Below are 11,470 nucleotides of genomic sequence, written 5' to 3'. Positions count from 1 at the left end.
GGTCGGCGTCGTCGACCCCGGGCTCGTCGCGACCGACCTCACCGGGAAGGAGCGCGCCCGCGACCCCGAGAGCGTCGCCCCGCTGTTCGTCTGGGCGGCCACCGAGGCGCCCGCCGAGGACCTGAACGGCGATCGGTTGGGGCTGCGCGAATGGAAGAAAGCGACGCGATAAGCATCCAAAGCCCCAGTCGCTCGTTTATAAACGGTTGCTGGCGGATCGGTGGTGACCACCTCCAAAGCCCCAGTCGCGAGGACGGCGCACGCTCGCTGCGCGCTTCGGTCGCTCGCGTCGCTCATTCCCTCCAGTGCTTACGTCGCCTGCGCCGTCCTCGCGACTGCCCCTTTGAGTCCCCCCGGTCGCGTCGCGACCGCACCTCACACCTCCCCAGCCTCGCCGCTCGCTTGGGGCTCCCTTCGGTCGCCCACGTCGCTCGCGGCGTCCCTCGCGCGGGCGACTCGCGGCCTTCGGCCGCTCGTCGGCACGCGCCGACCGCATCGTTCATTTATAAGCGATCGTCGTTGATGCCCTCGAATATTTAAATATCATATCGTCGCTTTCGCGGATCGACCACCGAGAATTATCCCTCGGTCGGCCGAACGGGGGGTATGACACTCGCGGACCCCGACCTCTCGGGCTCGACGGCCTTTATCACCGGAACGACCCGCGGCATCGGCAAGCAGCTCGCGCTCGCGCTCGCCGACCGCGGCTGTAACGTCGTCTCGACGGGTAAGACGACCGACGACGACGATTCGGAGCTGGAGGGCTCGGTCGAGCAGACGGCCCGCGAGGTGCGCGACCGCGGGGCCGAGGCGCTCGCGCTCGAACTCGACCTCCGCGACGAGGACCGCGTCGAGGCTGTCGTCGAGGAAGCGATCGATCACTTCGGCGAGGTCGACGTCGTCATCAACAACGCGAGCGCGATCCAGCTGGCGAACGTCGCCGACCTGCCGGCCGATCGGTTCGATCTGTTGACCGACGTGAACGTCCGGGGGACCCACCTCGTCGCGCACGCGTTCGCCGACCACCTCGCGGGGCTCGACGGGGCGTGGCTCCTGTCGAACTCGCCGCCGGTCACGACCGACCGCTCGCCGGGGAAGGCGCCGTACGCGTGGTCGAAGCTCGGGATGTCGTTTATCACGCTCTCGCTGGCCGAGGAGCTGGCGAGCGACGGCGTCGGCTGTAACACGTTCTGGCCGGTGACGACGGTCGACACCCGCGCGACCCGCTACTTCGGGCTCGGGACCGAGGACGACTGGCGCACCCCGGAGATCGTCTCCGACGCGGTGCTCGAGATTCTCGCGCGCGACCCCGCGGAGTGCACGGGCCACAGCTTCTACGACGAGGCGCTCCTCCGCGAGGCGGGGGTCACCGACTTCTCCGACTACAACCTCACCGACGGCGACCCGGCACCGATGTCGGCGCGGTTGTTCGATCCTGAGTTCGAACGCGAAGCGTGACCGGGTCGGGGGCGCGCCGTGAGCGCCGGCGTCCGCCGGGTCCCGCCCCGACCGGCCGTCACTCCGTGACCGCCTCCCGCAGCGCCGCGGTCGTCGTTCCCGGGTCGTCCGCGGCCGCGATCGCCGAGAGCGCCGCCACGCCGGTCGCGCCCGCCTCGACGACCGGCGCCGCGTTGTCGGCGGTGATCCCGCCGATCCCGATCACCGGAATCTCGACGGCCTCGGCGAGCTCCCGAACGCGCTCGGTCCCGATCCCGTCCTTCGCGTCGGGCACCGCCTTCGACTCCGTCCCGTACACCGCGCCGACGCCGAGGTAGTCCGCGCCCGCCTCCTCGGCGGCCCGCGCCTGCTCGACCGTGGAGGCGGAGCGCCCGACGACCGCCGCCTCCCCGAGCTGCTCGCGCGCGACCCCGATCGGCAGGTCGGACTGCCCGAGGTGGACGCCGTCGGCGCCGACCGCGGCGGCGATGTCGACCCGGTCGTTGACGATCAGGGGGACGCCGGCGTCGGCCGTGAGCTCCCGCAGCCGTCGCCCGATCTCGTACCGCTCGTCGTCGGGCACGTCCTTCTCGCGGAGCTGCACGGCGTCGACGCCGCCCGCGATCGCCGCCTCGACGACAGTCTCGGTGTCGCGACCCGCCGACCGGCTCGCCTGCGTCACGAGGTACGTCCGCCACTCCGTGGGATTCATCGGTTGTATGATTTGGTGGTAGGTGTGAAAAAGTACCGTTCGGCGGGTCGGGCGGGCGGGTCGCTCGGAGTCCCTTTCGATCGCCGCTCGCCCGGCCGCGCGAGCGGGGCGGTCTGCCGGGGTGAACAGACCCAAGCCCTCCCGGGTCGTACCGACGGCGATGCGATCACGACTCCGGGCGGCGGCCGCTCGGCTCCGGGGCGCCCTCTCCCGGATCGGCTCGGCGACGGCGGACGGGCTCGACCGCGCCGGCGTCATCGACCGCGGTCGGCTCGGCGAAACCCTCGACCTGGCGTGGCCCCGTGTCGTCACCGGGTTCGCGATCATGTCGAAGAACACGGTGGACCTGGCGGTCGTCGGCATCGCGCTCGGGGCGCCCTCGGTCGCCGGGATGGCGTTCGCGTTCGCCTACTGGCAGCTCGCGAAGTTCGTCTCCATCGGGCTCGCGGGCGGGACGGTGTCGCTCGTCTCGCAGAACTACGGCGGCGGCGAGGGCGACCGCGCCGCGCTCGTCGTCAAGGGGTCGCTCGTCGTCGCGCTGGCGCTCGTCGTCCCCATCGTCGTCGGCTTCGTCGCGTTCGCCGAGCCGCTGATCGCGCTCGTCGGCGGCGAGGGGACCGCGCTCCGGGCCGGGACGGTGTACCTCGCCGTCACCGCGCCGGCGCTCGCCTTCGAGTTCTTCAACATGATCGCGAGCCGCACGTACGCCGGCGTCGGCGACACGTTCACGCCGATGGTGGTCCGGGCCGGGGGCGCGCTCCTCAACGTCGCGCTCACCGTCTGGCTCGTGCTCGGCGTCGGCCTCGGCGTGCTCGGCGCGGGGCTCGGCACCGCCCTCTCCATCGCCGCCGTCGGGGTCGCGCTCTCGTGGGGAATGACCGGTCGGTCGTACTTCGGCCGCGGCGCCTCGCCAGTCCCGATCCGGCGCGCCGGGCCGTGGATCGACGCCGGGCTCGTCCGACAGCTCGTCCGGGTCTCCGCCCCCCTTATCGGGCGCCGAGTGGCCGAGGGGGTCGCCGTCTTCCCCCTGCTGTGGGTCGCCTCCTCGTTCGGCGACGCGACCGTCGCGGCCCTCGAAGTGGGCCGGCGCGTCCGTGCGCTCCTCGGAAGCTTCAGCTGGGGCTTCTCCATCGCCGCGAGCACGCTCGTCGGCCAGCGGCTCGGCGCGGGGGAGGAGTCGCTCGCGACCGAGTACGCCCGCGACGTAATCCGGCTGTCGGCGGTCGTCTACGTGCTCGCGTCGGCGGTCGTCCTCCTCGCCGCCGACCCGATCGCGGGCGTGTTCGTCGACGACCCGGCGGCCGTGGCGGCGACCGCGACGTTCGTCGTCGTCGCCGCCGTCTCCGCGATACCGCTCGGCATCGGCGGCTCGGTGACGGGGTCGCTGCGCGGCGCCGGCGACACCCGGTGGCCGTTCGCGGCGTCGATGATCGGGTCGTACATCGTCGCGATCCCCGTCGCGCTGCTCGGGCTGGTGACGCCGCTGGGCGTCGGCGGGCTGTACGCGGCGGTGATAGTCGAGAAGCTGGTGCCGACCGGGCTGAACCTCGCGCGGTTCCGGTCGAACCGGTGGCAGGCCGTCAGCCGGCAGTACCGGCCGGACGCGGCGGACGGCGACGCGTCGGTCGACGAAGAGCGGTCGACCGATTAAAAGGCGCCGCGGGCGGTCCACCGCCTCGTGGCGGGACCGTCCCGCGGCGGGGCCGTCTCGTTACTCGTCGTCGGCGACCGACTCGAGCACCTCGACGCTGCCGGTGAGCTGCCGGTGGACGTACGGCATGTCGATGCCGGCCTCGTCGAACGCCTCCTTCACCGCGGTGACGTACTCCGAGCGCACCCGGACGAAGTCCCCGCGGTCCGGGTCGTCGATCCACCAGCGCGACTGGAGCCCCACGGCCGAGTCGCCGAGCTCGACGAGCCGGACGGAGACGCCCGGGTCGTCGAGGATCTCCTCGTGAGCCTCCGCCTTCTCCGTGATGATGTCGGTCGCCTGCGCGATGTCGTCGTCGTAGCCGATCCCGAAGACGAACTTCTGGCGCAGCGTCTCGTACGCGACCGGGTTCGTGACGGCGCTGTTCGCGAGGTCGCCGTTCGGCACCGTGATCCGCTCGTTGTCGAACGTCCGGACCCGCGAGACGCGCAGGTCGATGTCCTCGACGCGCCCGGCGTTCCCGTCCCACTCGATCCAGTCGCCGACCTCGAACGGCTTGTCCTTCAGGATGAAGATCCCGGCGACGAAGTTGCCGAGGAGGTCTTGGGCGGCGAAGCCGATCGCGAGCGCGATGGCGCCGCCGAAGACGGCGAACGCCGAGAGGAAGGCGCCGTAGCCGGCCATCGTGAACCCGATGGCGATCGCCGCGACCCAGACGACGGCGTTCGTCACGCTCGATCCGAGGCTGCGAACGGCCCCGTCGAACCCGCGCGAACTCAGTACCCGCTCGACCGCGGGCACGAGCAGGACCTTCCCCAGCAGCAACACGCCGACGAACCCGACGAGGAACAGCGTCACCGAAAACAGGACCCCCGCCAGCGCCGCGCTCAATCCGGCACCGCCGAACTGTAGTGGTAGCATCACACATCCCTTCGGAGGGGTATTTAAAGAAGCTACTGGCAGCGCAGTTGTTTATCGGGGGCGGTCGCCCGCTTCGGAGCCGGGCGCGACCCGCGAATCGGACTCCCGATCAGTCGCCGCGGACCGCGAGCGGCCCGTCACCCCGCGCGACCCCGCGGAGCCGCCGCCCGTGGACGTCGCCCGCGCGGATCCGCTCGCGGACCGCCGGCGGGATCCACGCGTCGCGGCCGGTCGGCGCCGGGGCGGGGTCGACGCCCGCCGGGCGGACGCAGTCCGGGAGGTACCGCGCGTAGGTCGGGAGCCGCTCGCGGAGGGGCATCCCGCCGGCGTCGGCGACCGCTCGGAGCCCGTCGAGGTCGGGCCACTCGTAGGCCGGGTTGATGTAGTCGTCCGTCACCGGCGAGACGCCCCCGAGGTCGTCGATCCCGCAGCCGACGAGGTCGGCCGCGGGCGAGAGGTTCGGCGGCACCTGCACCGACACCTCCGGCGGGAGCGCGGCCCGGGCCATCGCGACGACGCGGCGCATCGTCGACAGGTCCGGCTTCGCGAAGTCCGACCGCTCGTTCGGGACGACGTTCTGCACGATCACCTCCTGGACGTGCCCGTGGCGCTCGTGGAGCTCGCGGATCGCGAGCAGGCTCTCCGCGCGGTCGCGCCAGCCCTCGCCGATGCCGACGAGGATGCCGGTGGTGAACGGAACCCCCTGTCGGCCCGCCGCCCGGATCGTGTTGAGCCGCTGGCCGGGCGTCTTCCGGCGGCCCCCGGCGTGGGCGTCGACGTCGGCGGTCGTCTCCAGCATGACGCCCATCGAGGCGTTCACCTCGCGGAGCGCCGCGAACTGCGCCTCCGTGAGGTCGCCGGGGTTCGAGTGCGGGAGCAGCCCCTCCTCCAGGGCGATCTCGCAGGCCCGGTAGAGATAGTCGTGGACCGAGTCGAACCCCCACTCGCCGAGCTGCGCGTGGATCTCCGTGTACCGGTCGTCCGGCTCGTCGCCGAACGTGAACAGCGCCTCCGTGCAGCCCGCGTCGGCGCCGACCCGGCAGCGCTCGCGGACCTCTTCGGGCGAGAGCAGGGTGGCCTCGCCCGGCACGTCGTAGTAGGTGCAGTAGGTGCAGGTGTACCGACAGGCGGTCGTCAGCGGCACGAAGACGTTTCGCGCGAAGGTGAGCCGCTCGGCGGGATCGACGTCGGCGGGCGTCACCGAGAGCAGCCGCTCGACGCGGTCCGCGTCGAGCGATAAGTCGATCCCGTACTCGTCGGCCGCCGTGAACACGTCCGTCCCTCACGCTCGCGGTTCAAAAAGGATCGCGGTCGCGGATCCGAGCGCGGGCGCTGTCGCCCCCGTCCGCGCGTCACGACCGCTCGACGCCGACCCGTCCGCCCGCCGCGTCGAGCGCGAAGCCGGCGTCGCGGAGCCACCGCGCCGCTTCGCTCCCACCGCTACCGCCGCCCTCGCCGTCCGCCTCGGCGTGGATCAGCACCTCGGCGAGGTCCGCGGGCTCGTCCACGTCGGTCGCGAGCCGGTGGGAGTCGACGACCGCGACGCCCGCGCCGACCTCCGCGGCGATCCGCCGGTGGTCGAGGTAGGAGGCGCCGTGGTAGTCGACCCGGAAATCGGGAGAGCTCGCGACGAACGCGTTCGTCCCACCGCCGCGGCCGGGCGCGATCGCGACGTCCGCCTCGCGCCCGGCCGCGAACAGCTCCCGGAGCGCCGCCGGCGTCGCGAGCGCGAGGTCCGCCATGACGACGGCGACGGGTGTCGCACCCTCCGGTGACTCATCGAAGTGAGCGTCGAGCGCCGCGTTGACCGCCTCGGTTAGGGGCCGCTCGTCGACCGCGACGGGACACTCCAGATCGGCGTCGACCGGCCCCGTCGCGAGCACCCGCGGGTCGCCGCCGGCGCTCTCGACGACGCCGAGGACGTCGCGGAGCATCGCCCGCGCGAACGCCGCCCGCTCGTCTGGGTCGAGAGCGCCCGAGAGTCGGGACTTGGGGCGGTCGGTCGAGAACGGGACGAGGACCTCCATCGGGAGGGTCGCCCTAGAACAGGGATTCCAGCTCGTCGCTGTCGTCGCTGACGAGCTCGTCGAGGTTCTCGTCGCTCTCCTCGCGGATCTCGTCTAAGTTGTCCTGCGCCTCGATGGCGACCTGCTGGAGCTCCTTGATCCGCGGGACGTTCGTGACGCCCGCCAGCAGGATCACGGTCGCGACGAAGCCCGCGCCGCGGTACGGGTAGTCCCCGCCGCGGACCTCCATCGAGCCGGTCTGCTCTTCGAGCCACTTCCGGCCGCGCTCGATGCCCTTCCGGTTGAGGTACTCCGGCGGCCCCGCGAGCACGAGCAGCGCGCGCTCGGCGCCCTCGATCTCGCAGGGGAGCGTGAGCCGGCCCAGCGCCGCCTTGCGGACGAGGCTGGTGATGCGGTTCGTGGTGTGCGCGCTGTCGAGCTCGTCTTCCCCGTCGTCGTTGCGGAGCCGCGAGAGCAGCCCGCCGGAGGAACGCTCCTCGACCTCCTCCTCCGCGTAGCCGACCGTGGAGACGCCGCCGCCGGAGAGCGTGTTGATGATCTCCGAGGAGTCGACGACGCTCTCGGCGACCTCCTGGCCCTGCTGGATCTCGCCCGCGCCGAAGAGGATACCGAACCGCCGGACGATCTCCTCGTTGATCTCCTCGTAGCCGCCCTGGACGGACTCACCCGTCTTCCGCCAGGCGTCGTTGTCGAACACCATCAGGTTGTCCACCTCGCGGACGAACGTCTGGAACGAGCGGGCCGCGTTGAGGGTGTAGATGCCTCCCTCGTCGCTGCCCGGCAGGACGCCGAGCCCGTAGACGGGCTCGGTGTAGATCCGCTTGAGGTGTTTCGCGAGCACCGGCGCCCCCCCGGAGCCGGTGCCGCCGCCGAGCCCGGCGACGACGAGGAACGCGTCGACCTCGTGGACCGGGATCGAGTCGATGGCCCCCTGCACCTCGTCGATGTCCTCCTCGGCGATCTCCGCGCCGAGCTCGTTGTCCGCGCCGACCCCGTGGCCCTTCACCCGGGACTGCCCGATGAGCACGCGCTGGTCCTCGGCGATGTGCTCGAGGCCCATGAGATCGGCCTTGGCCGTGTTGACGGCCGCGGCCGCACGGACGATCTCCGATCCCGTCCGTTTGTCGTACTCCAGGAACTTGTCGACAACTTTCCCCCCCGCCTGTCCGAATCCGATCATTGCAAGTTTCATCGTGTGCTCCCTCCGCCTTTGAAATGAACAGAACGTGATGGAGTATTTAAGCCTTCGGTTGGCGTTACCATCGCTGATATCCACCTCGTTGACACGAACGGCGCCGCGGCCGCGGCGTCGACCGTCGGATCGCCGTCCCGTCCCGGGATCGTCCCCGTCATCGGACGCCGAGGTGCGCGGCGAGCGTGGTCAGTTCGTCGGTCTCGACGCCGAAGGCGGCGACGTCGTTGTCGGCGGTCGTGTTGTCGAACTGCAACGACCGGTACTGGTCGGGCCCCATCGGGAAGCCGGGGACGGCGCCGAGCACCGTCAGGCCGACCTTGGCGAGCGGCATCGGCAGCGGGACGATGGTGACGCCCTTCTTCTCGGCCTCGTACACGAGGTCGGTCACCTGCCGGAGCGTCAGCGTCTCCGGACCGCCGATCTCGTACGTCTCGCCGACGTGTTCGTCGTCCTCCAGCGCGTCGGCCAGCATCGGCACGAGGTCCTCCACGTGGATCGGCTGGAACCGGGTCTTCCCGCCGCCCGGGAGCGGGTACAGCGGGACGCCGGGCGCGAACATCCCCTTCAGCCGCTTGGTGAACGAGACGAACTCCCCGCCCTCGCCGAAGACGACCGAGGGGCGGAAGATCGTCCAGTCGAGGTCGCTCTCGCGGACGATCTCCTCCGCCTGGCCCTTCGCCCGGATGTACGCCGTGTCGCCGTCGGGGTCGGCCCCGAGCGCGCTCAGCTGGAGGAACCCCTCGACGCCGGCGTCCTCGGCGGCGCGCACGAGGTTCTCCGTCCCGCCCCGGTGGATGCGGTCGTGCATCACGTTACCCCCCTTCGGCTCGAACAGCGGCGAGAGCGCGACCAGATTCACCACGGCGTCCTGTCCCTCGACCGCCCCGGCGATCGAGTCGTAGTCCGTGACGTCTCCCGTGGCGACGTCGACGCCCTCGGACGGCTCCCCGCCCGACCGCGCGAGGGCCGTCACGTCGTGGCCTCTCTCGGCGAGCGCGCGACAGAGGTACGACCCGATGAATCCGGTTCCGCCTGCCACCAACACTTTCATGCACGCAGTAAGGCGAGGAACGCCCGTAAACCTACCGCGGCGTCAGACGGAGGCGGCCACGCGCCGGCGATCGACGACGCGCACCGGGCGCGGTCGGCCCTCCGCCTCACTCCGACTCGTCGTCCGGCACCGTCAACACCGGGACGGGGGAGGTCCGGACGGTGCGCTCGGCGACGCTCCCGAGCAGGTAGCGCTCGACGCCCGTCCGCCCGCGCGTGCCCATGACCACGAGGTCGAGGTCGTGGTCCGCGAGGTACGACTGGATTCCCCGGGCGGCCGACGAGCCGACTTCGGCGCGCTCGACCGTCTCCACGCCCGCCGCCTCGGCGACGTCGGCGGCCTCCGCGACGGCCTCCTCGGCCGCCGACACGAGGGCGTCGGTGCCCGAGTACGCCTCGGCCCCGACGCTGCCGATGTCGACGACGGAGAACAGGTGGAGCGTCGCGCCGCTCCGGGACGCCAGCGCCACGGCGCGGTCGAGCGCCTCGTCGGCGCGGTCGCTCCCGTCGGTCGGCACGAGGACGTTCCGGTAGGGATACCGCGCCGGCTCGCCGTCCGGTCTGAGGCTGAGCACCGGAACGGTCGACCGACGCACGACGTGTTCCGTCGTGCTCCCGAGGAGCAGCCGGTCGAGCCCCGTTCGCCCGCGGGTCGGCATGGCGATCAGGTCCGCCTCGTGGTCGGCCGCGTACGCGACGATCGTTTCGGCGACGCCGCCCTGGAGCACGGCCGTGACGGTCTCGACGCCGCGGTCCGCAGCCCGGTCCGCGGCCGCCTCGACGACCTCCTCGCCCTCCTGTTCGAGCACGTCGACCACGTCTCGGCCGACCCGCGTGACGCTGTCGTGGGTCGTGTCGGCGACGTTGAGGACGTGGACCGTCGCGTCGTGGTCAGCCGCGAGGTCGAGGACGTGGTCGAACGCCGCGTCCGCCCCGTCGCCGCCGTCGGTCGGGAACAGGATCCGGTCGAACATACGCGGAGAGTCGCGACCGACTCATAAAAAACGCCCGCGCCGCGGTGTGAGTCTCCCGCTCGTCGGCGCCCCCTACTCGCTGGTCCGATCGGCGTTGTCGTCGGGGTCTCCGCCGTCGCCACCGGTGTCGACGCTCCTGCCATCCCCACCTTCCGACCCCTCACCGCCGTCGATCCGGTCGATCTGCACGGTCGAGATCCGGGCGCCGTCGACGGCCGTGACCTCGAAGCGGTGGCCGCCGGCCTCGGCGACGTCGCCCGTCTCCGGCGTGCGGCCGAGCCGGTCTAACACCAGTCCGCCGAGCGTCTCGTACCCGTTGCCCTCGAGGTCGGTCCCGAGGGCGTCGTTGACGACGGACAGCGAGACGGAGCCGTCGGCCTCGTACGCGCCGCCCTCCTGGGCCCGGATCGTGTGCTCGCCGTGGTCGGCGTCGAACTCGTCGCGGAGGTCGCCGACGAGCGCCTCCGTCACGTCCTCCACGGTCACGATCCCCTCGAAGGCGCCCCACTCGTCGACGACTGCGGCCATCTGGCGGTGCTCCTCGCGGAACTGGACGAGGAGGTCGCCGATGGTCGTCGTCTCGGGGACGACGACCAGGTCGCGCGCGAGGTCCGCGGCCGTCGCCGACTCGTCGCCGGCCTCGCCGGCGCGCAGCACGTCCTTCACGTCCACGAAGCCGACCACCCGGTCGGCGTCGTCGGCCGCCACCACCGGATATCGGGTATGGCCCGCGTCGAGCACGGTCGCGCGGATCGCGGCGAGGTCGGCGTCGGCCGGGATGCTGGTCACGTCCGGCCGGGGGACCATCACCTCCCGGACCACGGTGTCGTCGAGTTCGAAGACGGCGTCTATCATCTCGACTTCGGCGTCGGCGACGTGGCCCGCCTCGCCGGAGCGCGCGAGGACGCGTCGGATCTCCCGCTCTTCCATCGTCTCGTCGGTCTCCGAGGCCGGCGGGACGCCGATGGCGCGCGTGAAGGCGTTCGCGGCCCCGTTGAACACGACGATGCCTGGCGAGAACAGGTAGTACGAGAGCTTCATCGGCGGGGCGAGCAGCAGCGCCATTCGCTCGGCCTGCGCGATGGCGATCGTCTTCGGCGCCAGCTCGCCGAACACCACGTGGAGGAACGTGATGACGCTGAACCCGATCGCGAACGCGACGAGGTGGACGGCGCTCTCGGGGAGCACGGTCCCGAGCACCGGCTCGATGAGCGCGGCCACCGCGGGCTCGCCGATCCACCCGAGCCCGAGCGATGCGAGCGTGATCCCGAGCTGGGTCGCCGCGAGGTAGTCGTCGAGGCTCCCCATCACGTCCTGGAGCGCGCCCGACCCGGGGCGGCCCTCCGCGGCGAGCTGCTCGACCGAGGTCGACCGGACCCGGACGAACGCGAACTCCGACGCGACGAAGAAGCCGTTCAAGACGACCAACACCAGCGCGCCGACCACTCGGCCGACGGAGACCGCGACGGCTACCATCGGTGCCTCCGTGTCGATCGGAGCGCA

The 11,470-nt window shown here is 71.8% G+C and carries 10 protein-coding genes and 1 pseudogene; 3 read left to right on the top strand and 8 right to left on the bottom strand.

Annotation, left to right across the window (positions count from 1 at the left end; all coding sequences use genetic code 11):
- Together B4V06_RS16100 and B4V06_RS16095 are read left to right on the top strand one after the other, a co-directional pair.
- A pseudogene (locus B4V06_RS16100) lies at positions 1–172 on the top strand (short-chain dehydrogenase); the annotation flags it as partial.
- Between the two features lie 434 nt (positions 173–606).
- Positions 607–1,458 carry an SDR family oxidoreductase gene (locus B4V06_RS16095; protein WP_498170608.1) on the top strand — a complete coding sequence of 284 codons (852 nt, stop codon included), beginning with the start codon at positions 607–609 and terminating at the stop codon, positions 1,456–1,458.
- Between the two features lie 58 nt (positions 1,459–1,516).
- On the opposite strand, the gene thiE is transcribed toward B4V06_RS16095, so the two are convergent.
- The gene (gene thiE, locus B4V06_RS16090; RefSeq protein ID WP_123112978.1) at positions 1,517–2,149 is read right to left on the bottom strand and encodes a thiamine phosphate synthase; all 633 of its coding nucleotides are present in this window, start codon (positions 2,147–2,149) and stop codon (positions 1,517–1,519) included.
- 160 nt (positions 2,150–2,309) lie between these two features.
- On the opposite strand from thiE, the gene B4V06_RS16085 reads away from it, so the two are divergent.
- A complete protein-coding gene (locus tag B4V06_RS16085) occupies positions 2,310–3,800 on the top strand; it encodes an MATE family efflux transporter (protein ID WP_498170607.1) in 1,491 nt (496 codons plus the stop codon).
- A gap of 60 nt (positions 3,801–3,860) precedes the next feature.
- Here the strand turns inward: B4V06_RS16085 and B4V06_RS16080 are convergent, their stop codons facing one another.
- The 7 genes from B4V06_RS16080 to B4V06_RS16050 all read right to left on the bottom strand — a co-directional run bounded on the left by B4V06_RS16080 (position 3,861) and on the right by B4V06_RS16050 (position 11,443).
- Positions 3,861–4,721 (bottom strand): mechanosensitive ion channel family protein, encoded by an 861-nt coding sequence (locus B4V06_RS16080; RefSeq protein WP_123112976.1) that lies wholly within the window; start codon positions 4,719–4,721, stop codon positions 3,861–3,863.
- Positions 4,722–4,830: 109 nt separating this feature from the next.
- A complete protein-coding gene (gene cofG / locus B4V06_RS16075) occupies positions 4,831–5,994 on the bottom strand; it encodes a 7,8-didemethyl-8-hydroxy-5-deazariboflavin synthase subunit CofG (protein ID WP_498170606.1) in 1,164 nt (387 codons plus the stop codon).
- A gap of 79 nt (positions 5,995–6,073) precedes the next feature.
- Entirely contained in the window at positions 6,074–6,748 is a 675-nt protein-coding gene (gene cofC / locus B4V06_RS16070) for a 2-phospho-L-lactate guanylyltransferase (protein WP_498170605.1), read from the bottom strand.
- A 13-nt stretch (positions 6,749–6,761) separates the two neighbouring features.
- A complete protein-coding gene (locus B4V06_RS16065; RefSeq protein ID WP_176329394.1) occupies positions 6,762–7,940 on the bottom strand; it encodes a tubulin/FtsZ family protein in 1,179 nt (392 codons plus the stop codon).
- Positions 7,941–8,097: 157 nt separating this feature from the next.
- Positions 8,098–8,994, bottom strand: coding sequence for a complex I NDUFA9 subunit family protein (locus tag B4V06_RS16060; protein ID WP_498170603.1), 897 nt, complete (start codon positions 8,992–8,994; stop codon positions 8,098–8,100).
- A gap of 106 nt (positions 8,995–9,100) precedes the next feature.
- The gene (locus B4V06_RS16055) at positions 9,101–9,967 is read right to left on the bottom strand and encodes a universal stress protein (protein WP_123112971.1); all 867 of its coding nucleotides are present in this window, start codon (positions 9,965–9,967) and stop codon (positions 9,101–9,103) included.
- A gap of 72 nt (positions 9,968–10,039) precedes the next feature.
- Positions 10,040–11,443, bottom strand: a complete 1,404-nt coding sequence (locus B4V06_RS16050; RefSeq protein WP_123114865.1) for a hemolysin family protein — start codon at positions 11,441–11,443, stop codon at positions 10,040–10,042.
- Positions 11,444–11,470 lie beyond the last annotated feature (27 nt).

It is taken from the genome of Halorubrum sp. B53, from assembly GCF_059752395.1.
The sequence above is the reverse complement of the archived record's forward strand: the minus strand, read 5'-3'. Positions and strand labels throughout refer to the sequence as shown.